The following is a 22,763-nucleotide window of genomic DNA, read 5'->3' as shown; positions in this document are numbered from 1 at the left end:
CCATGAGCGCCGCGAGCTACGGCGCCCTGCCCGCCTACGCGGAATTGCAGGTCGCCAGTGATTTTTCGTTCCTGCACGGCGCGTCGCGCGCCGAGGAATACGTCGCACGCGCCGCGCAACTTGGCTACAGCGCGATCGCGATCACCGACGAGTGCTCGCTCGCCGGCGTCGTGCGCGCGCACGTGGAGGCGAAGTCGGCTGGCTTGCCTCTGATCATCGGCTCGCACTTTCGGCTGACGTCCGCCGACGGCTCGCCGGCACTGGCGTTCACTGCGCTCGCGATGAACCGCGACGGCTACGGCAACCTCTGCGAGCTCGTTTCGCTCGGCCGCATGCGCGGCAAGAAAGGCACGTACCGGCTGGCACCGCTCGATCTCGAGCACCCTGAAGCACCCTACATGCACCTGCGCGGCCTGCCCGACTGCATCGTGATCCTGTCGCCGGACTTCCCTGCCAACGAGCGCCGACTCGACGCCCAGGTCGAATGGTTCGCCCGCGTATTCGGCGAGCGCGCGTGGGTCGCGCTCACGCTGCATGCACGCGCGATGGACGACATTCATCGCGGCTTGGTCGAGCGCGTTGCCGCGCGCCACGGTGTGGCGGTGGTGGCCACGAGCTGGCCGCTGATGCATGTGCGCTCGCGCAAGCCGCTGCAGGACGTGCTGACGGCGATCCGGCTCGGCCGGCCCGTGTCCGAGTGCGGTTACGAACTCGCGCCAAACGCCGAGCGCCACCTGCGATCACGTCTGCGCCTCGCGAATCTCTATCCGGCGGGTGCGCTCGAGGAGAGCGTGCGCGTCGCGCGGCGTTGCACGTTCTCGCTCGATGACCTGAAATACGAGTACCCGGACGAAGTAGTGCCGACCGGCTACAATCCGGCGACGTATCTGCGCGAACAGACCTACATTGGCGCGCGCCGTCGCTTCCCGGCCGGCATCCCGGTCGATGTGCAGGCACAGATCGAGCACGAGCTGCAACTGATCGCGGACCTGAACTACGAGGCGTACTTCCTGACCGTGTACGACATTGTGCAATTCGCGCGTCAGCAAGGCATCTTGTGTCAGGGCCGCGGGTCGGCGGCGAACTCGTCGGTCTGCTATTGCCTTGGCGTGACGGAGGTCGATCCGTCCCGACAGTCAATGCTGTTCGAACGGTTCATCAGCAAGGAGCGCAACGAGCCGCCTGACATCGACGTCGACTTCGAGCATCAGCGACGTGAAGAAGTGATGCAATACATCTACCGGAAGTATGGGCGCACGCGCGCGGCGCTGACGGCGGCCGTCACCACCTACCGGCCGCGCAGCGCACTGCGCGAAGCCGGCAAGGCGCTTGGCGTCGATCCGGCGATTGTCGACCGGGTCGCTAAAAGTCACCATTGGTTCGACTCGCGCGAGGATCTGCTGCAGCGCTTCGCTGAGGTCGGGCTCGCTCCCGAAGCGCCGCTCAACCAGCAGTGGGCCGCGTTTGCCGCGCAGCTGCTCGGTTACCCAAGGCACCTGTCGCAGCACTCCGGCGGCTTCGTGATCAGCCGCGGCAAGCTCACGCGACTCGTGCCGGTCGAGAACGCCGCGATGGAGGACCGCACGATCATCCAGTGGGACAAGAATGACATCGAAGCGCTCCAGATTCTGAAGATCGACGTGCTTGCGCTCGGCATGCTCTCGATGGTCCGCCGCGCCCTTGACATGATTTCCGAGAAGCGCAGCGAGACGTTCGAGCTGCAGGACATTCCGCCCGAGGACGCGGCCACCTACGACATGCTTTGCAACGGTGACAGCATGGGCGTGTTCCAGGTCGAATCGCGCGCGCAGATGTCGATGTTGCCGCGATTGCGGCCGCAGTGTTTCTACGATCTGGTGATCGAAGTTGCGATCGTGCGGCCGGGCCCGGTGCAAGGCGGCATGGTGCATCCGTTCCTGCGCCGGCGACAAGGACTCGAGCCCGTGACCTTCCCGTCCGAAGGCATGGAGAAGGCGTTGAAGCGCACGCTCGGCGTGCCGATCTTCCAGGAGCAGGTGATGCAGGTCGCCATGCTGGCGGCCGGCTTCTCCGCCGGCGAGGCCGACCAACTGCGCCGCGCGATGGCGGCATGGAAGCGAAAGGGTGGCCTTGAGCCGTACCACGATCGGCTCGTCAGCGGCATGCTCGCGCGCGGCTACGATCGGGAGTTCGCGGAGGCAATCTTTGCGCAGATCAAGGGCTTCGGCGAGTATGGGTTCCCCGAGAGCCACGCGGCCAGCTTCGCCCTGCTCGTCTACTCGAGCGCGTGGCTGCGTCGGCACGAGCCGGCCGTGTTCCTGGCGGCGCTGCTCAACAGCCAGCCGATGGGTTTCTACACGCCGTCGCAGCTGCTGCAGGATGCGCGGCGCCGCGGCGTCCAGGTGCTGCCGGTCGACGTCGCCGTGAGCACGTGGGATTCGGAGATCGAGGGGCCAACGACGTCGGCGCCCGTGAGACTTGGCTTCTCATTGCTGCGCGGCATGCGCGAGGACGTCGCCGGCCGCATCGAGCTCGCCCGCGCGGTGCGACCGTTCGTCGACGTCGCTGATCTCGCGCGCCGGGCGCAGCTCGATCGGCACGACCTGCAGGTACTCGCGCGCGCGAACGCGTTGCGCACGCTCGCCGGCGGCAACCGACGCGCGGCCCTCTGGCTCGCGGCCGCTGCGGTGTCCGATCGGGATCTGTTGCGCGGTACCGAACGCGACGACGCCGTGCCGGTGTTGCCGCAGGCCTCCGAAGGCAAGGAGATCGTCACGGACTATCGCGCGATGGGTTTCACGCTTGGCCGGCACCCGCTGGCGCTGCTGCGCGAACGCCTCAACATGGATCGCCTGCAGTCCGCCGAACAGCTGGCGACGCTGCGCAACGGACAACTCGCGCGCGCGTGCGGGCTCGTCACGGTGCGGCAGCGCCCTGGTACCGCAAATGGCGTGCTCTTCATCACACTCGAGGACGAGACGGGGCAGGTCAATGTGATCCTGTGGCCCGGCCTGCTGGAGAAATTTCGGAAGGAAGCGCTTGGTGCATCGCTGCTCGCCGTCTACGGTGTATGGCAGGTCGAAGGAAAAGTGAGGCACCTGATCGCGAGCAAGCTCGTCGACCGGACCGAGCTACTCGGAGCGTTGCCGACGTCAGCGCGGGAGTTTTGTTGACGCGACGAACCGTCAGCGAGCCACGTCACGCACGGGCGCGACAGTACTGAAATACTGCTTCGCGAACTCGACAACATCCAATATCGCTTTCCAGTTTCTTCCTCCCAGACTGCCGTATATGTACATCGTCGGGGTTAGGTAGGACCGGCCGCGTTCGTTTTCTTCCATATCGAAGTGCCAGTGACTCGCATGGATGACCTTGTTGCAGGCTTCGCGCAACTCCAGATCAGCAGCCTCCTCTGGCCGCTCAGCGTTCCGGAGCAGGGTTCCACATGGCCCCGCGGCCAGATCGAACACCCGATTGTGAGCATCGTCGACAGCACGTGCAGTGACCGCGAGGCTCAATAAAATCCGTGAGATCTCGTCCTCTTCGCATTCCTGAAGGTTGAAGAGAGGATCATGTAGCTCGGCATTGTGGCCTTGTGCCACGTTGATCCGATTCGCGAATTCTTTGCTCGCGAGAAATATCGCCAACAGACGATGCAAGTCGATATACGTGGCCTGAATGTTCGGCAGATGTGCACCCCGACCAGCACCCTGCGGAGGAACGAATTCCGCCATTGTGGCCCCCTTCAAAGATGATCCGGTAACACCGTAGCAGCCGTGAGTTTTGGCATCTTCAGCAGCTTCGCCTTGTAGTCGAACAGACTGTTCTCGTCGACGTCGAATCGGCGTAGCCAATCATCGCTTTCCGCTGTCGTATCGAAGTACGGCGCAGCGGCCCCCATCAAACCGCGCTGCAAACGCCAAACTGTCGTGGCACGAACAGCATTCAGGGCATTGTTCAGAATCACATAATTCGCTGGTGCGACGGGTGGCCCCTTTCCCGCATCGTCGGTCGCACCACCGGCCTCTGGCTCAGGGCCAGCCTGAATCACGACCCCGCCGTTCACGTCGTACAGCGCAAACCAGCCAGGGGGGAGCTCGTTTCGAAGCGCGGAGACCCCGCCGACCTGCTCCAACATCGTCTTGTCCAGACACGTGAGCCAGGACACCGTTTTCAGTTTGGATCGCAGGTGTGTCGCATTCAACAGCGGATTCCCGACGTCGAGCGCAATGTAACGCTTGGCCAACCAGTACTCCGTCGGGGTGTTGGCCTCGGCTTCCGTCAGGCTCAGATTCACGGCGAATCCTGCATAGCCGTTGTAGACATTCAGCCGTTTCGCGAAGTCGACGAACAGCTGCTGAAACGCGTGCGGATAGGTAACTAAGAACGGCGCGGGAACCGAGAAAGTCAATGCGCTGGCGCCGCCTTCCGGCATCGCTTCCTCATACTCTAAGATCCCGAACACGCGGAACTCCCACAATCCGGCATCTTCAGCTTTCTCGCCAGACGACAGATAGGCCGTGACGCCAGCGTCCCCTCGCGCTCGGAACGCCTTCGGGTCGACCTGGCCGTATTTCAGCTGCACGGGCTTTCGGCCATCCTGCGTCAGCCAGCGAAGGCGCGGGACAGAGTGGGCCGCGTACGCGGCGAAGCAGTTTGCAATCTCGTCTTGCACGCTTTCCTGATACGCGTTCGGAAAGAACAGCGCCGCGCGCACGACCATGGCAGCGCCGACGTAGTCGTGGCGTTGCTTGGGCAGTAGCATGCCCCCTTTCAACAGGGCATCAGTCTGGGCATTCTTCGCCCACTCGATCAGTGCTTGTTCGTTCATGGTCATCAGAATAGCGGAATCAGGTTCGGCGGTGCGGAGGGCGCAGCACCATCCGGTGGCCGCGGGCCGAAGACACTGCGCGAACGTGTCGTCGCGTCATCAAGTTCATCGAAAGGGCTCCAGGGCGCGGCCTTCGATGCACCATCAGAGGAATTGAGAGGGACCGGCCCGATCACCGGGACTTCGCCGGTCTTGGCTTGCTTCTTCTCTTCGTCGTCGGGACACCCACAGTCCTCCGGCGTCAACAGGACCGCGGATGCGTGGGGGCCGGCGATATCCTCGTCCTGCTTTTGGTGCCGCGTCGAATACGAGTCGCCCTTGAACTTCATTTCGACCACCGCGTCGAGATTATCTTGCGTCGGCTCCTTCGCGGGATCCTTGACAATCACCACATCGGGGATCCGCACATTGCCGGCGCCGCGTTTGTACTCCCCTTCCCAGTTGTCTTTGATCCACTGCGGCAGCCAGCCGTACGTCTTGTTCGGCGTGCGAGGACTCATAATCGGCACTGGCGGCCGAACCGTCATGAGGTACTTCACTTCCGCCTTGTACATGCTGGTCGTGAAGTTGCGATCTTCCGTTTTCAGCGCCGATGCAACGCAGATCTGTCGTAAGTCTTTGCCATCGACCGACTGAGGCGGATTATTCTTGCACGTGCACATGAGGCTGCACAGCTTCGCTTGGTCCTTTGGGCGCAGTTTCGAATTGAGGTACACCCGACTGGTTTCACCGTCGCCTTGCGCCGTTCCTCCGATCGACCACTTGCTCACGTTTCGGTACTCCCCGCGCCGTGAAACGTGATCGAACCCGGCTCGACGGACTCGTGCCACTGCGTGAAGCCTTGCGAGTCGGTCTGCCCGGAAATCGTGGAACCGTCAGTCGTCTGGAATGAGTACGGGTGATTCGCAACGGGGCTTCCCGTTGCGCTGTTCAGGACTTGAAAACGCCCACGGTATTGGTCGGTCGAGTTCGGGTCCTGCTGTGGGACGACACTCTTTCCACCGCCGATGCCGCCGGCGGCACCCGACACCTGCTCGACGTCTGCCGAGCCTTGGGAGGCGATCAGCGACGCACCGCAGGCTGTCTTGTCCCCTTCGGTCGCGACCGGCCGTCCGCCGAAGGTCATGCTTCTCACCTTCACGTCGACGATTGGATAGACGCCGCCGCATTTCGGACAGGCCACCATGTCGCCAAGGAGCGCGACAGGTTTGCCAAACATCATGTTCGTTGATGTGCAGGCGAGTACACGTCCGCCATGCGATGTCGTATCGCCTTCGCGAATAAACGCGTAGGTCATAGCCAGCCCTCGGTTTGTTATGTCGCACGAATTTAGCACTGTTTCATAGCGACATACCGCGACACGACGTTGGGCTGAGTGTCAAAATTTGTCAGGAACCGGCGTCAAAGACGCCTTGACCATCGTTGGTCGCGATCGGGGGCCCCCTATGTCTTTCGTTAAGGGGGCGTGAACAAGGTAAGCGCTTATCTTGTTCGCCCCCCAATTACGAGCCATCTTGAAAGACAACCGGGCACTGGATATATTTACAGTGCCGTTCTTCCATGTGCCGCGTGACGCGCGCGAAGCGATTTTCGCGCGAATCGCCACCGGCTACCGAAAAGCCATGCACCACCCCACTGCTTTCGATCAAGAACAGCCGGACTTCGATCCGGTCGAACACGAGCATGCTGCCGCCCGCGCGGCGCAGGATCTACAGCGCATCGTGGAGACGGTTGCGCAACGCTATCTCGGCTCGTCGAGCGTCGCTGGCAAGACCGCGGCGCAACCGTTCACGTGGCGCGCGCTTCTCGACATCGAGGAGCAAGCCTTTTCCGATCTCGGCTTCCAAGGGCGCCACGAGCAGACGATCATCGACGCGTTTGTGCGCTTGCGCGATAGTCGCTTGCCAGGCCCGAATCTCGACGAAGCGGTCGACTGGCGGCGTGACGACGTCAAGTTACCTGCCGTTTATCTGATCCTGCGTGCGGTCATCGACGCAACCGCCGCCCCGGAGGCCGTGTGAGCGACACGATCCTTGGCTCGACTACGCCTCCTTCTCCCGCCTTCGAGTGGCGCGAAACCGGCGACTATGGGCTGTCTCACCCGGACGGCAAGTCGCGCGGCCCATACGGAAGCATTGCGGAAGCGATCGCGGCGTTCAACCAGCAGCGCGCGTGAGCGGGGCGTATGACCCCTTCCGGTTGGTAGCCCATGCGCGAATCGGAGATTCGCGGTCGATGGGAAAGGGCGCACATTCAGTATATAAGGCATGCCATGAACGAACTCGACCACTGGATTACCTCTCCGACTGAAGCCTACCGACAATGGCAACGCACCGAGGCCGCCGGCGCAGACCGGCGAGCCTTTTCTCCGCGCTCGATCATCCAGCACGAAGCCATGTTCGAGCGCTTTATGCGCCACCTCGCGGCCGTTCAAAGGTCGCTCGCCACCTTCGGCCCCGAGCATCTTGAATCCTTCTTTGCCGACGTCGACAACCGCTGCCAGCCCGGCACGACGACCCGGCTGCGCTACCAAAAACTGATTGACCGGCTTTGCCGGCATCTGACGGATCTGGGTGTGCGGCAAACCAACCCCGCCGCCGCCTTTGCGCTGGCGCAAACGTGGCCAGAGGACGAGCCTGATCCGGTGTACATCGCCGAGCCCGATGACGTGCGCCTGCAGACGCATCTGGCCGACCTGGGCGCGCTCGACGACCGCGCTTTGCGCAATCGCGCGATCGTGGCGCTGCTACTGGCCACGGGTATCACGGCGCAGGAGATCCGCCTTGCGAAAGCTGGCGAGCTCGACCTTGCGCCCGCCCGGCCACATATCGATATCCCGAAGCGCGGCTCTCGCGATGCGCGCCGCGTCGGCATCGCGGACTTCGCGCGCCCGGTGCTGTCGCGTTGGCAATCTGATCACCCGACGGCTGACGACACGTTGCTATTCCCGTCACCACGTGCCGCCGGACCCATGACCGACGAATTACTCGGCCGGATCGTGCGCGACGAGCTGCTCGCGATCGACGTGCGCTTGCCCGACATGAGCCCGCGCACGCTCCGTAACACCTACGCGCGGCGGCTCCTGATCGCCGGCCGCAGCAACGAGGACGTGGGGCGACTGTTGGGTTTGTCCAGTCAACGAACCGCCGTCCGATTGCGCGCCACCCTTACCCAAGCAGGAAGCGACGCGTCGCCTTGACTTCGCCGACGGCTCGATAGGTTGGAAGAGCCAGCAACCGCGCTGGCTTTTCTTCCCCTTGGAGCCGTCACATGCCCTACGCAACCTCCTACGTCGATCTGGTTTACGCCACCAGCAGCAACCTTCCGGCGGTCTGCCGCTACCGACTTATCGTCGCCGAAGCCCCCCACCAGGTCATCGTCCAGATCGACAATCACCGCGGACCGAATCAGGTGTTGCTCGGCGATCACCACGTTCGCCACGCCATCGTGAATCGCATTGTCGATCAGTTGCTGGGTGTCCCGCTCGACTTGGTCCGCGTGGTGTTGAGCGAACAGGACAACCATGTCCATGTTCGCGTCGATCCCGACATCGAGGACTACATTCAAAGGGGAAACCGCTACAAACTCGCTCCGGAGCCGGGGAAGCGCGGCCGCATCTATGATCGCATCGCGATCGACTCTCGGGACCTCGTTTCGGGCCGCGTACGCATCCACACGGTTCATTCTGTGGCCACGCCAGTCTCGGCCGACTTCGCAGCGTTGCTCGATAGCATCCGTGGATAGGTGGCGTCGGAAAAACGATCAGTGTCGACAGGCAGACTGTAGTCGGCCAGAAACCGTCCTCCGTTTTCTCCCGGAAGAAGAGACCCAGCGTCCATTCCGGTATGGGACTGCGGACGTTGGCTTTCACCGCATTAGAGCCCGCAGTCGGCGCGGATGCGGTGATAGCGAGGGCAACAAGGCATGCGCTGTTTTCGGGGTCAGGCGGCGGCACAGAACTGCTGATAGAGCACGTCCATCACGGCAAGCGCCTGTACGCTCGCCACCGAGTAGAAGATGTTCTTGCTCTCGCGACGCGCAGTGACCAGACCGTTCTCTCGAAGCACCGCCAACTGCTGCGACAGCGTCGGCTGACGAATGCCGAGTTGCTCCTCCAGTTCGCCCACGGACATCTCATCTTGGGACAAGCGGCACATGATCAGCAGGCGATCCGGATTGGCGAGCACCTTGAGCAGGGCGCAGGCTTTCTCCGCTGAGGCCTGCATGGCGCGAAGGTCAATGGAAGAATCGGAAGAACTCATCGGCAAAATACACTTTATATTTTGATAATCTATCAAAAGCTTATGTGAATAACTTGGTTTGAGGTGCGAGTCCAAATCAATAGACTCTATCCCCGTTAGCTATTGCAACTATTATTCGGGGAAACGCATGAGGCTACAAGGGACCACTCGCGCATTCATTGTCGTTGTCGCAGCAGCACCAACCTTCGCATGGGCCACCAACGGCTATTTTTCCAACGGCTACGGGGTTGCGTCACAGGGTATGGCGGGCGTTGGCATCGGCCTGCCACAGGATGCACTCGCCGCAGCAGCCAACCCCGCAGGCATCGCCTTCGTTGGAAACCGCTTCGATGGCGACATCAGCCTCTTTCTGCCGAGGCGCGGCGCAGAGATATTGGGCAACGGTTACGGCGCTGACGGCGACTACGCCGGCAATAACCGCTCGATTTTCTCGCTGCCCGAGTTCGGCGTAACGTACCAGTTCCTGCCGAATACGTATGCGGGACTCGCCCTGTACGCAAACGGTGGGCTCGATACCGGCTACGCCCATAATCCTTTTCGGGCATTCGGTGCCACGGGCTCGGCAGGCGCCGATATCGAGCAGGTGTTCCTCTCGCCGACGATCGCCTACAAGCTGTTCGACCGGCACGCGTTCGGCATCGGCCTGAACATCGCCTATCAACGCTTCACGGCAAGCGGACTGCAGCCGTTCACCGGCATGTCGGTCGCGCCCGGCAACGTAACGGATCGGGGTGCCGACTCGACGGTTGGCGTAGGCGTGCACCTCGGCTACACCGGCCAGATTACGCCTGCACTGACCGTCGGCGTAACATGGGCGTCGAAGATTCACGGCAGTTTCGACAAATACAAAGGTCTCTTCGCGGATGGCGGCTCATTCGACATCCCGGAGAACTACGGTATCGGGTTTTCCTGGAAGGTTACGCCGACATGGACGGTGGCGGTGGACTTTCAGCGCATTCTGTACGGCAACGTGAATTCGATCGCAAATCCGCTCACCAATCTGTTTGCAGGCAATGCGTTGGGATCGGCCGACGGTCCGGGTTTTGGCTGGCGCAATACCAACGTGATCAAGATCGGCACCAGCTACGATGTGACCAGCCATCTGACGCTCCGTGCAGGCTACAGTCATTCGAGCCAGCCCGTGGCCAATACGGAGACATTCCTGAACATTCTCGCTCCGGGTGTCGTGCAGGATCAGGCGACGCTCGGCGCGACCTGGACGACCGATGCGAAGACATCGTTCGGAATCTTCTACGGCCACGCGTTCAAGAAAACAGTAAACGGCGACGACTCGATTCCCGCGGCCTTCGGGGGCGGCAATGCAAACGTGCATCTTGCAGAAGACGTGGTGGGCGTTTCGTTCGGCAAGCAATTCTGAGCTTCACCATCGAGTGATGCCGACGCCCGCGCGCTTGCCCGGCTCCCGCGGCGTCGCCTGACTGAGGCCCGAGAGGAGGGTAACCGCGGCGATGACGACATCTTTTACTCCGTGGAGCGCGCTCGTCGGTGGGGTGCTTATCGGGCTGTCCGCGTCCCTGCTGCTCGGCCTGAACGGAAAAATCGCGGGCATCAGCGGTATCGCGCGTCGGCTTGTCTGGAGCCCTCGCAACGGGTCGGCCTGGCGGGCAGCATTCGTTCTCGGACTGGTCGCTGGCGCAGCGTGCTGTTACGCGGTCGCACGCGCAATCGGAGATACCGGGTGGCTGCTACACGTGCGCTCCGGATTCCCGCCGGTCCTTCTGGTTGTGGCCGGTCTGGCGACCGGCTTTGGCACGGCGCTCGCCAATGGTTGCACCAGTGGACACGGCGTGTGCGGGGTCGCCCGCGTGTCGAGGCGTTCGGTCGTCGCGACCGTCACGTTTCTGGCGGCAGCGATGGTGTCGACCTATGTAATACGTCATGTGATCGGGCTGCCATGAGCGCTTTGAAACAGCTAACGGCCTTCGGTTGCGGGCTTCTCTTTGGGTTGGGTCTTGCGCTGTCCGGCATGACTCACGCAGAGAAGGTGCTCGGTTTTCTCGATGTGACCGGCCAGTGGGATGGCAGTCTTCTCCTTGTCCTCGGCGGCGCCGTCCTGACCGCGATGGTTGCCTTCCATTTCATACTGAAGCGCAATTCCCCCTTGCTGGGCGAAAGTTTCGATCTGCCGAAAGAAACCTCCGTCGATCTCCAGCTAGTTGCCGGCGCGGTGATTTTCGGCCTTGGATGGGGGGCTGCCGGATACTGCCCTGGCCCTGCGATCGCCCTGCTAGCCCAACCCAACATCGAAGCGGTCTACTTCCTGCCCTCGATGATTGCCGGGTGGGGACTGTATTCGTTAACCCGTTCAAAGCTAATGAAGTCCGCACACAACCAATGACGCCAGCGAATGCAGTCTGATCGACCGAACGCAACAGTGCGGTCAAAGGACAGTGTCCGAAGTACGGCTTGATTGAGCCGTTCAGGACCGAAAAGGCGAGTGGCCCAAACGGGTCGACTACGGAAATTCGAGGCCGAGTCGGGAAGCTCGATCGTCCTCGGACGACGAACATTCGGGTTCGGCCATCTACGGCCGCTCGACCAAAGTCGGAACGGGACAATCAAGCGTCAGCAGTACGCCTCCGACGTGACGCACACAGTCGATGCCGCGGGCGCTACCGATCCCGCCCGATCGCTGTTCGCTGCCGGGTGGAGATGCCTGCCGGCCACAGTCGCTTCATCGGGCCGGAAGGATTGCTGGTAGGCATCACCTTTACGCCATCGATGCGGGAAGAGAAATGATGGCGGCCACCGTGGCGGTCCTGCGTGCGGTGACTGATTGCGGATTCAACCGGTCGCTCAAACTGGCCGCCTGGCATCAGGGCGCGGCGGGCTCCGTAGCATAGTCACCTGACGAGTCTGGTGAATACGCGCCGTGAGCGAGCTTGACGCGCGAGACGCGCCACGCCACGCCTGAAGTTTCGGCTTACCATGGTTGGCATAGGTGCAGGCTCCGTTAACCGTAACGGCGTCCGCACGGCCGCTCGTCGGCTCCCCAGCGCGCACCGCGCAGCGTGACGATCGAGCGGGAAGCAAGGAGCCTCCACGATGAGGACACGAAATGTGAGCCGACCGCTCGCCAAATCCCCCGCATGTCGTTCGGCGCGTTCCACTTCCAATGCGTCGAGCGCCAGGAGATAGCGCAGCAACCGAATACGCTCGTGGTAGCCGATCACGTCCGGTTTCACCGCAAGATATTCCGCGGCGCTGAGCTTGCGTCCGACCAACTCCCGCCGGCCAAGATCCCACTGGGTCGCGAGAAGATAGTTGCGAAAGCGGTTCAAACCCTCGAGATGTCGATGTGCATTCTCTTTCACCATCGATTCCATTGACCGATCCCGGTCGCCGGAGACGCAACAGAATGCGCAGCCAAAACCGTAACCCCGACAGCTGTGCCCAGGACGAGGCCGCAGGCTAATGATCGACCCGACTTGCATTCCTCTGTCGTCGCGTAGCATGGGTATTGACTCGGCTCCAGCGTGCAACACCTAGGATGTAGTCAATCCGTCGGGGAACCACAAGATGCCCCCTTTTTTTCGGTCTATTCGGCTGATTCAACGTCCTCGCGCGCAACTAGACCATCTCTTGCCGTGCCTAGACTTCGGCAAACCTACTTCGAGCATTTCACACCTCGGAAGCACGAGCCTCACTGAAGTCAGCAATGACCTGCACCCAGTTGCATCAGCCCTGTGCCATTAGGTGCCAGCCGAATGGTCGAAGATCAAGCATGTCGTGCTTGCATGTGCATATAGCTTGCCGTCCGGCCCGACAATGCGCCCCTCTGCCGTGGCTACTTGTCGCCCGACATGAAGCACTTTGCCTTCAGCACGCACGATGGGGATCCGATCATTCAGAGCACGCACCATGTTTACTTTGAGCTCCAGCGTGGTATAGCCCTTGCCGGCGGGTAACGTCGAATGCACTGCGCAGCCCACTGCAGAGTCAAGCAGCGTGGCAAACCAGCCTCCATGCACGGTCCCCAACGGGTTGTAGTGGCGGCGCTGCGGTCGCCCCTGGAAGACTGCAGCCCCCGGCTCCATGTGGATCGGCACGAAATCCAGCGTATCGCCGATTGGCGCAGGTGGCAGTTCTCCAGCGAAGATCGCCTCGAACATCTCCATCCCCGAGCGACTAAAGACCTGCCCCTTGGGTTCGGCATCTGGTGCACTCAGGTGTGCGCGTACTCTCGCCTCGTCTGCCTGCCAAAGGGCCACAATCTCATTTACATCCACGGACACCTCCTTCCTTCAAATTTAATTGCATATACAATACTTGTAGATACAATATACAGCATGAAGAATATCACCAAGCCGACGGGATGCACCAACCTGAAGTTGCGCCAGCTCACTCGCATGGTGACGCGCCACTACGACCACTATGTCGCCGCGACAGGACTCAAGAACACTCAGTACGCTCTGCTTTCCTATGTGGTCAAGCTCGGCCCCATCCAGCCAGGAGATCTGGCCCGACACATGCAGATGGACGCCTCGACGTTGACGCGCAACCTACAGCCATTGACCGTCCAGGGCTACCTGGAGATCCGCGCAGGCAAGGACGCGCGTAGCCGACTCGTCGAAGCAACCACGGCAGGTCGTACCAAGCAGGCCGAAGCGCAGCGCGCCTGGAAAGCAGCGCAGATTGCGCTCAATGAACGGTTGGGCGACAAGCGCGTCGCGGCGTTGCACGACCTGCTCGACGGGTGTATTGCATGTCTCGATGAAACGCCTCCCGAGGAAATCACTCACTGAGCCTTGCCCCGGAAGACTGGCCTGCGCAATCGGATCCTCCAGGCGCCGCGCCTTTGTTGTCGCATACGGCCGAGAACTTACCAGGAAGGCTTGTGGATGTGTTTTTGGATAGTTTCCGTGAACTGACGGAGCACGTGATCAATCGCTGACAGATTTAATTTCAAAAAGACTCTCGATATGACTCAAACATTGTTCTCACCGCTACAGCTTGGCCCGCTCACACTCGCCCATCGTGTGGTGATGGCTCCGCTTACACGTATGCGCGCTGCTCAACCCGGCAACACCCCGCATGCACTGAACGTCGAGTACTACCGTCAGCGCGCCACGCAGAGCGGGCTGATCATCACCGAAGGCGCGCAAATTTCACCCACAGGTCAGGGCATGCCCGCGACACCAGGCATTCACAGCCCAGCGCAGATTGAGGGGTGGAAGGCGGTCACCCAAGCGGTACATGCCAAGGGCGGCCTAATTTTTCTGCAACTCTGGCATGTTGGTCGCATCTCGCATTCGTCACTCCTGGGTGGCGAACGCCCGGTCGCGCCATCTGCAATCGCGGCTCCCGGCAACGCGTTCACCGCCAATTTCGAACGGGAGCCGTTTGAGACACCGAGAGCACTGGAAACGCAGGAAATTGCGTCGCTGGTCGATGACTTTGAGCAGGCAGCACGCAATGCGCTGCAGGCCGGCTTCGACGGCGTGGAGATCCACAGCGCCAACGGGTACCTGCTTGAGCAGTTTTTGCAAAGCCGCAGCAATTACCGCACGGATGCGTACGGCGGCTCGATCGAAAATCGATGCCGCATCGTGGTGGAGGTAGCCGAAGCAGTTTCAGCTGTATTCGGCGCCGACCGCGTCGGCATCCGCCTATCGCCCTTTGGCGTAGCCAACGGCAGTGGGGAGGACGCGCCCCTGCTGCTGTATACCCATCTCGTCAAACAGCTTGCACGTCTGGGTCTCGCCTATTTGCATTTGATCGAGCCTCGAGCCAGTGGCGCGGGTCAGGCCGACGTCGATCACCAGAACGTGCCATTCGCGTCGGAGTTGTTCCGTCCACACTGGCCGAATGTATTGATTGCGGCAGGAAACTACACGCCTACCACCGCGGAAACAGCGATCGAAGCGGGACGCGCGGATGCCATCGCGTTCGGGCGTTTGTTCATCGCCAATCCCGATCTGCCCGAACGCGCACGCCTGGGCGCCAGCCTCAATGCCTACAACCGTCCGACCTTTTACGGTGGCGGCGCAGTCGGCTACACCGACTATCCGACCTTGGGCGAGGCCGCCCGCGCCTAAAACGGGAAGACCTATGCGGGTTCGTGGCTTTAACCCTGCTCCTCGCCACACTTTTTGCCCGACGCCTGAACGTCACCTCACAGAGCGTCGCCACACCACGCCACATCTGCAGTATTTGAACTAATAGGGAGGGAAGTAATGAGTCAACCCACCTCGATTGTCTTTGGTGCGGGTTCGGCGCGCGGCATTGGCGCGGCGGTCAGCCGGCGTTTCGCCCGCGAGGGCTACCACGTGATCGTCACGGGGCGCACGTTGTCCAAAATTGAGCCTGTCGTAGCACAAATCAATGCTTTGGACACGGGGAGCGCCGAGGCACTACAAGTGGATGCAACCGACGAGACGCAGGTGACCGCCGCCTTCGATCGTGCAATGAATCCAGGGAGCAACCGTGCGCCAGTCGATGTTGTGATATCCAATGCCGGCAACAATGCCCACATCGACTTCACTCAACTGACCGCAGCACAATTCGAAGACTTCTGGCGCGTGGGCTGCTATTCGGGCTTTCTCGTCGGCCGAGAAGCAGCGCGACGGCTGGTGCCTCAGGGGCGGGGTACGGTCATCTTCACCGGTGCCTCCGGCAGCCTGCGAGGGAAACCAGGCTTTGCCCACTTTGCGGCGGCCAAGGCCGGATTGCGCATGATCTCTCAAAGCATGGCCCGCGAGTACGGGCCGCTGGGATTGCACGTGGCCCACGTTATCGTCGACGGCGGAGTGCTTGGCGACCGCCTCGAACGTGCTTTCCCACAACGGGTCGAGCACTTGGGCGCGGATGGTTTGCTGGATGTCGACGCCATTGCCGAGAATTACTGGTCGCTGCACAAGCAGCATCGATCGGCTTGGACGCAGGAGTTGGACCTGCGCCCCTACAAGGAGACCTGGTAGGGGCGCATAGGCGGGCCGCCCCATTTCACCGACAGGCACCATCGCCATTAGCACCATGGGCTACACACCGTAGGCTATCCACTCTGGCGCTCGGGCACGGCGGTATCGTGCCTGAGCACGGCTACATGCTGGTGATCGGCACCAATCGTGGCTCAGACTACGTCCCTCGTCCTGCTTGACGGCTGAGATGTCGCGTGATCGCCGCGACCGCCTGGAGGAATCCGCCTGCCTTCGTGAACTCTGAGTTGCCGAGATCTGCAATCGCCACACCGGTGTCAGATACTGCTAGGTCACTCGCGCAGGAGCGCTGTGCCGGCTCGAGCGACACCATTGACAGCCACACCTTGGCCAATCTACGGCAGCAGGACTTGCATCGTGGTGCGACGACGACCGTCGGTATGGCCCAGGAAATCGTCGCTCATCACCACTGCACGTTCACCCTTTCGATCGCGTTTCTATCAGTACCCTGTCAAATGTACTGCGGAAACGCAGAGATAGGTACTACGTGCTCCAAGGCCGACTACCACGATTTCACGATCGTCGACCAACTCCCGCTCCAGGGACTCTCGGTTAATACAGCATTGTCCGACCGCGCCTTGGCCTCAATATCCGCACCATCGCAAGGTGGGCTGCATAACAGAGTCCTCTCTTTGACTATCAATGCTCACTAGCGCCTAGTCTTACTGTGTCAATAAATTAGCATTGGATGCTGAACAAACCGGACATCGCTCGAGCCGGCGCGCGATGTATGCAGCGATACGCCAGCGCAGCGTGGTGATGGAATCAGCCACGTGGCGCTGTGCGCGCTGGGGACCCGCGTGGCACGTAATCCGAGGGTAAGGCAAATGGGTCGCGGATCGCGGAGTTTTTTTTACTGTCGCCTTGAATGAGGCGTTGAGCAACAAGAAACCCATAGGCAGCAATACACAACGATGCATGGTGATGGAATCCACGCCAGCCACGTCCTTCGAAGTGCCCCAGGCCGAACTCCTGCTTGAGATCCTGATAGTCCCGCTCGATTCGCCAGCGCATCTTGGCGACATGAACCAGTCGTTCGAGCGTCGTGTCTGGGGGCAAAGTCGAAAGCCAGTATTTGAGGGGCTCCGCATCACCTTCGGGCCATTCGATCAGCAGCCATTCCTCATTTCGCAGTGTGGAGCGCCAGTAATCGCGGTGTGAAGCACGCACGCGCACGGCGGCAAAGCGCGAACTGAGTGCGGCGCACGTACCTTCGCGCCATATCACGTTGCGATAGCGTGAGACATCGAGCGTCGAGGCCAGATCCTTGACTCCGATCGGCTCATGTCCCGGTGCGCGCCGTAATAAGCTGCGTGGCCGGCCCGATTTCCCCGCGGCGGGCTCGGGCGGTAGAGGAGCTGTGCCCGGCGCCCATACGCGCGTGTTCGAGCGAATGCCCACCGCATACTGCAGCCCGAGTTCGCTGACGGCCTCGCGAAACGAGGTGTCGTCTCCATAGCCCGCATCGGCCAACACGATACCGTCGGGCGCGCCGCTTTGCCGTGCCTCGCGCAACTGCCCGGCCGCAATCTCCGGTTTGGTTGCAAACTCGATTTCCTCGGGCACGCCAGCTTTCTGTCGTCGCACGGGATCGTCGCTCCATTCACGCGGCAGATACAGTCGGTACGACACTGGTAGGCTCGCGTCTTCCGTCGCCACCGACAGGCTCACCGCAACCTGGCAGTTGTCCTGCTTGCCCAACTGACCGCAGTATTGCCGTGCCACGCCGACCGAATGCTTACCCTTCTTGGGAAATCCCGTGTCGTCAATGATCCAGTACAACCCGCCAGCCGGATCCATGTGCGGCAGCACCCAGCGCCGCACCTGCTCGAGCAGCGCCGGATCGGACCATTCCGACTTCGCCACGAAATGATGCAGCGACTGGTGCCGCGCGCTCACATGCTCCGGTTCCAGATGTGCCGCCAGCGGCTCGACGCTCTTGCGCCGAATTGGCAGCATCACCCCTTGGCAATAGCCTCTCAATCCTGACTCGCGGTCGCTATGCCCAAGCGATTCACACAAATGTTCCAGATACGCCTCGAATGACGTCTCCCAGTCCATCATTCCTCACGTCATGGATGAAGAAGGTCCTATAATGGCATGAATTTATTGACACAGTAAGACTAGAAGATGTGTCGCAACCCTAGATTAACACCCAGCGTAGTACCCGACGCACCATACAACGCACCATTGATAGATAGGCCAGTGTTCATTGCTCCATGGTTATTTACGACGCCAACTTGCGTGTAGAGTGTGGTCGCTTTCGACAGATAGTATTCAGCACCCAGAGCCACCATCAGTGAGTGATTCTTCGTGCCGTTTCGATCGCTCGTCACCCAGACGCCACCGTTGACATCAAGCTGTGGTTCAACAAGCCAATCGAGACCGCCACTGTAGACATTGTTATTGAACGATCCCGAGACCTTGTAGTTGACGAACGACGCCTTGGCAGTGATCGGACCGAAGTTGTATGCAACGCCGAGCGTACGGCCCAGAAACGCTTCGGTACTGGGAATCGGCGTTTTCACTTCTCCGCCGCTATTCCCCTTATACATTGCCGCGTTGATCATTAGGCTTCCAGACTCATATTTCAGGCTTGTTGAATACTGGCGCCCCGCCTGAAAATTGCCAGCTTCACCACCCAGTGCGAACATCACTTTACCCGTGAACCCGGCGAATGTAGGACTGGTATATAACACCGCATTCGCATTGAAGAGCCCGGTTACAAGTACGTTATCCACATAGTTGACGAGGCCACTACCGAATTGGGAATAACTGCGGGGATCTGAATCATGGATCGCCTCGAAGAACGGCGAGAACTGCAGACCCGCCTTGAACTCTCCAAAATTCCCCCCCAACGCCACCCAGGCCTGACGGCCAAACGGATTACCGTTTGAATTGTCGAAACCGCCATTGCCAATGCTGACACCGCTTTCGAGCTTGAACGTTGCCTTCAGTCCTCCCCCCAGATCCTCCGTTCCCGTGAGACCAAACCCTGAGGCCGTCAGCCCGGCATTGATCATCGAAAATTGTCGACCCGCGTTTCGACCAGTTGCTAAATCAAGCGTCTTGCTCGTGAAAAGCAAACCACCGTCTACCGCACCATATAGTGTCACGCTGCTCTGTGCAAAGCTGCTCGCACACATGGTGAAGCCGAGTGAAGCTGCCAGAAAAGTCACCTTCTTGCTCATCAATGTCTCCTAGCGTCTCTAGTTTTCTGACCTATGATTCCGCAACGCATTGAAGTTCGTTGCTTGTCTCGTGCGTAGTTATTTATTGCCCGAGAAAGACGTGATAAACAAACGCCTCAAAGCTTTGTTCGAGAAACGCCTTCGCGTCTTCATCGTTTTCTGAACGAGACGGAGAACTCTAGTCACGGCCGCGTCCTCTGGCGGCGTGCGAACGTACTACCGCGTGCGGCGACGCTCGACTCGACTCTCTGATTGAATAGGAATCCGAATATTTACTTCATGCAGCATGATGTTTATCGTCACTGAATGGCCTCCAAATCTGCATCGATCTCAATCGGAGCGAGGCCGATCTCGGAGCGGACAAACTGCATCGCGAAAGCCGCTCGTTCCGACTCGGCACTTCGACTGTGATCGGAGATCGAGAATAGCCAGATGAAGGCGAAAGCGACCGGCATTGAGAACAGCGCTGGGTTTTCGTAGGGAAAGACGGGGGCCTTGTATCCAAACAACGTGACCCAGACAGTGCGACTGAGCACAACCAGCGTTACTGCCGCGATCAACCCTGCGAGACCGCCCGCGACTGCACCCCGCGACGTCGTTCCGCGCCAGAAAAGCGCCATCAGCAGAACCGGGAAATTGCAGCTTGCCGCGACCGCGAGTGCCAAGCCAACCATGAATGCCACGTTCTGGTTTTCGAAGGCGTAGGCCAACGCCACCGACACCACGCCAGTGACCACCACGGAGATACGCGAGATTTTCAGTTCCTGCCGTTCGTCGGCTTGTCCCCGAGCGATAATCTGGCCATAAATGTCATGACTGACGGCGGACGCGCTCGCCAATGCCAAACCAGCAACGACTGCGAGAATTGTTGCGAATGCAACAGCCGACATGAATCCTTTCAGCAGTGGTCCCCCAGTTGCGTCGGCCAGGTGAATGGCCGCCAGATTCGGTCCGCCAATAAGGTTGCCAATTGGGTTGTACGTTCCGGTCGAACTCAGATTGAAATAGCTTGTATCCCCCATCAGCACAGCAGCAGCCCCGAATCCAATGATCGGGATCACCACGCAGAAATAAGCGACGATGATGGTCGCGTAGAAGACAGAGGTGCGCGCACCGGTCGCATCCTTCACCGTGAAAAATCGCATCATGATATGCGGCAGGCCTGCCGTGCCGAAGACGAGTGCGAGGCCAAGAGAGACTGCTGAGACGGGTTCCGCGAAGAGGCCTCCGGGGCGGAGGATGGCATCGCCTTCAGGGTGAATGCTGGTGGCTTTGGCCAATAGTTGTGCGATGCTGAAATCGAAACGAAGCAAAACGACAAACACCATTAGAGTGCCGCCCCCAAGAAGCAGGCAGGCCTTCGTGATCTGCACCCAGGTCGTCGCCGTCATGCCGCCGACGGTCACATAGAAGATCATCAACAGGCCTACCCCGACGATTGACATCCAGTACGGTAGGCCGAAGAGCAGTTCGACAATCTTCCCTGCCCCAATCAGTTGGGCGGTGAGGTAAAACAGAACGACGACGAGGCTTCCGATCGCCGCCACGAGCCGGACCATCGGATGAGTCAACCTGAACGAAACCGCGTCGGCAAACGTATATCTTCCGAGGTTGCGCATTCGCTCCGACATCAGGATCAGGACGATCGGCCAGCCGGTAAGGAAACCGATGGCATAGAGAACGCCATCGAACCCTTTCGAGTAGACCAGCGCGGAGATCCCGAGAAAGGCCGCCGCCGAAAGGAAGTCACCGGCGATTGCCATGCCATTTTGAATTGGGGTGATGGAACCGCCGGCGGCATAGAATTCACTCTTTGACCGGGTGTGCCTTGCCGAGCGCGCGGTAATGACAAGCGTGACAGCCACGATGACGAGAAACATCCCGATAGCAACCCAGTTCGAGGGTCGCCGGCCCGGCTCGGCAGCGAGGGCAACGCAAGGCACTTCGAAAAGTGTGAGGGCGACGGGGACGCGAGCGATCATTGCCTGGCCTCATTTTTTGCAATTTTCGTGGACAGGGGGTCGAACAGACAATTCGAGACAAAAACATATGTGCCTGTAATCGCGACCATGAGCACGACCATTGCCAAAGCCAGAGCGAATCCGATCGGGAAATGGATATCAGGCAGGTCGCGCCCCAACACCTCGGGAACGACGGGTAGGATCAGAACGAATCCAAAAAACAGTGCAAGCGTGATTCCGGACAACCCCCAACGCAGTCGCGCACGATTGGTCACGAGCCACTTGAAATCGGATTTAGCCCGCATCGTCTGCTGCAACTTCAGGGTCGGTTCTGACATGGATTCCTCGCTTGAAATTTGCCTGATCGCAACGTCACAGTGACTGACGGAAGCCGTGACATGGATATCCAGCCACGTATTACTATTCAGATCATTTTTATTCGTTAGTATTCGAAATTTATATGCCTGACATTATTTGTCACGGAGCACTTCGATACCTCATTTGCCGAGACTGTTGATGCCGCTCACTGGTGCCAGCCGCGGCATCGTGAGTTTTCACGACCTGCTAAACATGCGTCACTGAGGCTCAGGCGATCCGCCACCCTTTAAAATTGGACAGATCAATACAGCCTGTTCGGCCCGGAGAGTTCCGTCGGCGACTGACTTCATCTGTAACAACCGTTTTCCCATCGTTAAGTTGAGCATCCAGCGCACTCGACGCGGCAAAGGGAAATCTCTAGATTGGCGGCACACCGGACGAGTCGACACGAACCGACCATGACACAACGTAAGACGTCTCACACACGACAGGAAGCACGCAGTGGAACACGACCGTCACAGTTGCATGCGGCTAACAGTGATCACTAGGTTACTCGCCCATCTCGAAATTCGCTAACACTGTTAACCCTTAGGGGTAGACTATGACATCGATAGCATATTATTATTAGTAGTCCATATCCACCGACGTCATCGAGGTTGGGCCACACCGGCGGGTTCTCTTTGATGTCGCGGAGACACTTAATGGCTTACTGGCCAACGATCGTGATTGTGATGAACGGGATCATGCGCTCGTCGGCAACAGGCTTGTGACATCACACGAATACCGGAACAGGAGGGAAAGTCGCAAGAGATCCTCTTCGCGCCAGATAGGACGGTAACCGTTCTTGCCAATGCGCGGAACGCTCGGTTACACGCCTTCAAGGAAGGTCAGCCAGCGAGGTCTCCAGAGCTTCGGCTGACAGGGCCAATGGTGTATGCGCACGCGTCGACGCCTCGCGAATTCATGTCGCCGCCTGTTCAATAATTTCGTGCAGCAACGTGACAGCGCGCCTGAAGCAGAAGTCCATCGGACAAAGCTAGCAGCTTCGCTTCCATCCGTAGTAGCAAACTCCCGTCGAACTGGCAGGAAGGTCCGCTCGGAGACAGATAGGCGTACACCGTCATGAAATTCGAGAACCAGACTCATATGCCAATTCCCCTGGGCGTTATCTACAGACTACTTGGCGTGCGAGATGTGCTAGTCCACTGAAACATTGAAATTGGATGTATCGTTCCCATATGCTTGGGCATGACTAGAACGAT

Annotated in this window: 22 protein-coding genes and 1 pseudogene; 12 read left to right on the top strand and 11 right to left on the bottom strand. The window is 59.9% G+C overall.

What is annotated here, in order from left to right; translation table 11 throughout:
* Positions 1-2: 2 nt before the first annotated feature.
* Positions 3-3,152: an error-prone DNA polymerase gene (locus G3N94_RS01085; RefSeq protein ID WP_205790068.1), complete on the top strand. Its 3,150-nt coding sequence runs from the start codon at positions 3-5 to the stop codon at positions 3,150-3,152.
* 12 nt (positions 3,153-3,164) lie between these two features.
* Here G3N94_RS01085 and G3N94_RS01080 read toward each other — a convergent pair whose 3' ends face one another.
* The 4 genes from G3N94_RS01080 to G3N94_RS01065 are packed head-to-tail and all read right to left on the bottom strand — an operon-like array spanning position 3,165 to position 6,107.
* Positions 3,165-3,713 carry a hypothetical protein gene (locus G3N94_RS01080; RefSeq protein ID WP_205790066.1) on the bottom strand — a complete coding sequence of 183 codons (549 nt, stop codon included), beginning with the start codon at positions 3,711-3,713 and terminating at the stop codon, positions 3,165-3,167.
* Between the two features lie 11 nt (positions 3,714-3,724).
* Positions 3,725-4,816 (bottom strand): type VI immunity family protein, encoded by a 1,092-nt coding sequence (locus G3N94_RS01075; RefSeq protein WP_241021479.1) that lies wholly within the window; start codon positions 4,814-4,816, stop codon positions 3,725-3,727.
* Positions 4,816-5,580, bottom strand: a complete 765-nt coding sequence (locus G3N94_RS01070) for a VRR-NUC domain-containing protein (protein ID WP_205790059.1) — start codon at positions 5,578-5,580, stop codon at positions 4,816-4,818. Before G3N94_RS01070 ends, G3N94_RS01075 begins: the two co-directional genes overlap by 1 nt.
* Positions 5,577-6,107, bottom strand: a complete 531-nt coding sequence (locus tag G3N94_RS01065) for a PAAR domain-containing protein (protein ID WP_205790057.1) — start codon at positions 6,105-6,107, stop codon at positions 5,577-5,579. Before G3N94_RS01065 ends, G3N94_RS01070 begins: the two co-directional genes overlap by 4 nt.
* A 217-nt stretch (positions 6,108-6,324) precedes the next feature.
* Here G3N94_RS01065 and G3N94_RS01060 point away from each other — a divergent pair, with 217 nt between their 5' ends.
* From G3N94_RS01060 to G3N94_RS01045, 4 genes are all read left to right on the top strand, one after another.
* Positions 6,325-6,831 (top strand): DUF2471 family protein, encoded by a 507-nt coding sequence (locus G3N94_RS01060; RefSeq protein ID WP_241021478.1) that lies wholly within the window; start codon positions 6,325-6,327, stop codon positions 6,829-6,831.
* Positions 6,828-6,986 (top strand): hypothetical protein, encoded by a 159-nt coding sequence (locus G3N94_RS01055; RefSeq protein ID WP_205790055.1) that lies wholly within the window; start codon positions 6,828-6,830, stop codon positions 6,984-6,986. Before G3N94_RS01060 ends, G3N94_RS01055 begins: the two co-directional genes overlap by 4 nt.
* Before the next feature lie 96 nt (positions 6,987-7,082).
* Entirely contained in the window at positions 7,083-8,009 is a 927-nt protein-coding gene (locus G3N94_RS01050) for a tyrosine-type recombinase/integrase (RefSeq protein WP_205790053.1), read from the top strand.
* A 71-nt stretch (positions 8,010-8,080) separates the two neighbouring features.
* On the top strand, positions 8,081-8,554 hold the full coding sequence (locus tag G3N94_RS01045; RefSeq protein ID WP_205790045.1) for a hypothetical protein: 474 nt from the start codon (positions 8,081-8,083) through the stop codon (positions 8,552-8,554).
* Positions 8,555-8,751: 197 nt separating this feature from the next.
* On the opposite strand, the gene G3N94_RS01040 is transcribed toward G3N94_RS01045, so the two are convergent.
* A complete protein-coding gene (locus G3N94_RS01040; protein WP_205790043.1) occupies positions 8,752-9,072 on the bottom strand; it encodes a metalloregulator ArsR/SmtB family transcription factor in 321 nt (106 codons plus the stop codon).
* Positions 9,073-9,199: 127 nt separating this feature from the next.
* Here G3N94_RS01040 and G3N94_RS01035 point away from each other — a divergent pair, with 127 nt between their 5' ends.
* The 4 genes and pseudogenes from G3N94_RS01035 to G3N94_RS42100 form a co-directional block, all read left to right on the top strand.
* Positions 9,200-10,450, top strand: coding sequence for an outer membrane protein transport protein (locus tag G3N94_RS01035; protein ID WP_205790041.1), 1,251 nt, complete (start codon positions 9,200-9,202; stop codon positions 10,448-10,450).
* Positions 10,451-10,541: 91 nt separating this feature from the next.
* Positions 10,542-10,991, top strand: a complete 450-nt coding sequence (locus G3N94_RS01030; protein ID WP_205790038.1) for a YeeE/YedE family protein — start codon at positions 10,542-10,544, stop codon at positions 10,989-10,991.
* Positions 10,988-11,431: a DUF6691 family protein gene (locus G3N94_RS01025; protein ID WP_205790036.1), complete on the top strand. Its 444-nt coding sequence runs from the start codon at positions 10,988-10,990 to the stop codon at positions 11,429-11,431. Before G3N94_RS01030 ends, G3N94_RS01025 begins: the two co-directional genes overlap by 4 nt.
* Before the next feature lie 329 nt (positions 11,432-11,760).
* A pseudogene (locus tag G3N94_RS42100) lies at positions 11,761-11,832 on the top strand (glyoxalase); the annotation flags it as partial.
* Between the two features lie 104 nt (positions 11,833-11,936).
* Here G3N94_RS42100 and G3N94_RS42095 read toward each other — a convergent pair.
* Entirely contained in the window at positions 11,937-12,419 is a 483-nt protein-coding gene (locus tag G3N94_RS42095) for a hypothetical protein (protein ID WP_241021477.1), read from the bottom strand.
* 366 nt (positions 12,420-12,785) lie between these two features.
* Positions 12,786-13,322, bottom strand: a complete 537-nt coding sequence (locus tag G3N94_RS01015; RefSeq protein ID WP_205790034.1) for a PaaI family thioesterase — start codon at positions 13,320-13,322, stop codon at positions 12,786-12,788.
* 60 nt (positions 13,323-13,382) lie between these two features.
* Here G3N94_RS01015 and G3N94_RS01010 point away from each other — a divergent pair, with 60 nt between their 5' ends.
* The 3 genes from G3N94_RS01010 to G3N94_RS01000 all read left to right on the top strand — a co-directional run bounded on the left by G3N94_RS01010 (position 13,383) and on the right by G3N94_RS01000 (position 16,013).
* Positions 13,383-13,838 carry a MarR family winged helix-turn-helix transcriptional regulator gene (locus tag G3N94_RS01010; RefSeq protein WP_205790032.1) on the top strand — a complete coding sequence of 152 codons (456 nt, stop codon included), beginning with the start codon at positions 13,383-13,385 and terminating at the stop codon, positions 13,836-13,838.
* Between the two features lie 177 nt (positions 13,839-14,015).
* A complete protein-coding gene (locus tag G3N94_RS01005; RefSeq protein WP_205790030.1) occupies positions 14,016-15,131 on the top strand; it encodes an alkene reductase in 1,116 nt (371 codons plus the stop codon).
* A gap of 138 nt (positions 15,132-15,269) precedes the next feature.
* The gene (locus tag G3N94_RS01000; protein ID WP_205790028.1) at positions 15,270-16,013 is read left to right on the top strand and encodes an SDR family NAD(P)-dependent oxidoreductase; all 744 of its coding nucleotides are present in this window, start codon (positions 15,270-15,272) and stop codon (positions 16,011-16,013) included.
* A gap of 783 nt (positions 16,014-16,796) precedes the next feature.
* Here G3N94_RS01000 and G3N94_RS00995 read toward each other — a convergent pair.
* The 4 genes from G3N94_RS00995 to G3N94_RS00980 form a co-directional block, all read right to left on the bottom strand.
* Positions 16,797-18,092, bottom strand: a complete 1,296-nt coding sequence (locus G3N94_RS00995) for an IS701 family transposase (protein ID WP_205790164.1) — start codon at positions 18,090-18,092, stop codon at positions 16,797-16,799.
* A gap of 62 nt (positions 18,093-18,154) precedes the next feature.
* A complete protein-coding gene (locus tag G3N94_RS00990; protein WP_205790026.1) occupies positions 18,155-19,222 on the bottom strand; it encodes a porin in 1,068 nt (355 codons plus the stop codon).
* A 299-nt stretch (positions 19,223-19,521) separates the two neighbouring features.
* A complete protein-coding gene (gene actP / locus G3N94_RS00985; protein WP_241021476.1) occupies positions 19,522-21,204 on the bottom strand; it encodes a cation/acetate symporter ActP in 1,683 nt (560 codons plus the stop codon).
* Entirely contained in the window at positions 21,201-21,521 is a 321-nt protein-coding gene (locus tag G3N94_RS00980; RefSeq protein WP_205790024.1) for a DUF485 domain-containing protein, read from the bottom strand. Before G3N94_RS00980 ends, actP begins: the two co-directional genes overlap by 4 nt.
* Positions 21,522-22,763 lie beyond the last annotated feature (1,242 nt).

It is taken from the genome of Burkholderia sp. Ac-20353, assembly GCF_017104785.1.
Taxonomy (GTDB): domain Bacteria; phylum Pseudomonadota; class Gammaproteobacteria; order Burkholderiales; family Burkholderiaceae; genus Burkholderia.
Note: the sequence above shows the minus strand (reverse complement) of the source record. Positions and strands in the feature narration are given on the sequence as shown.

Coding starts and splice junctions, on each gene's coding strand:
- G3N94_RS01085 (WP_205790068.1), top strand. CDS start 3: ATGAGCGCCGCGAGCTACGGCGCCCTGCCCGCCTACGCGGAATTGCAG.
- G3N94_RS01080 (WP_205790066.1), bottom strand. CDS start 3,713: ATGGCGGAATTCGTTCCTCCGCAGGGTGCTGGTCGGGGTGCACATCTG.
- G3N94_RS01075 (WP_241021479.1), bottom strand. CDS start 4,816: ATGACCATGAACGAACAAGCACTGATCGAGTGGGCGAAGAATGCCCAG.
- G3N94_RS01065 (WP_205790057.1), bottom strand. CDS start 6,107: ATGACCTACGCGTTTATTCGCGAAGGCGATACGACATCGCATGGCGGA.
- G3N94_RS01050 (WP_205790053.1), top strand. CDS start 7,083: ATGAACGAACTCGACCACTGGATTACCTCTCCGACTGAAGCCTACCGA.
- G3N94_RS01045 (WP_205790045.1), top strand. CDS start 8,081: ATGCCCTACGCAACCTCCTACGTCGATCTGGTTTACGCCACCAGCAGC.
- G3N94_RS01040 (WP_205790043.1), bottom strand. CDS start 9,072: ATGAGTTCTTCCGATTCTTCCATTGACCTTCGCGCCATGCAGGCCTCA.
- G3N94_RS01035 (WP_205790041.1), top strand. CDS start 9,200: ATGAGGCTACAAGGGACCACTCGCGCATTCATTGTCGTTGTCGCAGCA.
- G3N94_RS01030 (WP_205790038.1), top strand. CDS start 10,542: ATGACGACATCTTTTACTCCGTGGAGCGCGCTCGTCGGTGGGGTGCTT.
- G3N94_RS01025 (WP_205790036.1), top strand. CDS start 10,988: ATGAGCGCTTTGAAACAGCTAACGGCCTTCGGTTGCGGGCTTCTCTTT.
- G3N94_RS42095 (WP_241021477.1), bottom strand. CDS start 12,419: ATGGAATCGATGGTGAAAGAGAATGCACATCGACATCTCGAGGGTTTG.
- G3N94_RS01010 (WP_205790032.1), top strand. CDS start 13,383: ATGAAGAATATCACCAAGCCGACGGGATGCACCAACCTGAAGTTGCGC.
- G3N94_RS01005 (WP_205790030.1), top strand. CDS start 14,016: ATGACTCAAACATTGTTCTCACCGCTACAGCTTGGCCCGCTCACACTC.
- G3N94_RS01000 (WP_205790028.1), top strand. CDS start 15,270: ATGAGTCAACCCACCTCGATTGTCTTTGGTGCGGGTTCGGCGCGCGGC.
- G3N94_RS00995 (WP_205790164.1), bottom strand. CDS start 18,092: ATGGACTGGGAGACGTCATTCGAGGCGTATCTGGAACATTTGTGTGAA.
- G3N94_RS00990 (WP_205790026.1), bottom strand. CDS start 19,222: ATGAGCAAGAAGGTGACTTTTCTGGCAGCTTCACTCGGCTTCACCATG.
- actP (WP_241021476.1), bottom strand. CDS start 21,204: ATGATCGCTCGCGTCCCCGTCGCCCTCACACTTTTCGAAGTGCCTTGC.
- G3N94_RS00980 (WP_205790024.1), bottom strand. CDS start 21,521: ATGTCAGAACCGACCCTGAAGTTGCAGCAGACGATGCGGGCTAAATCC.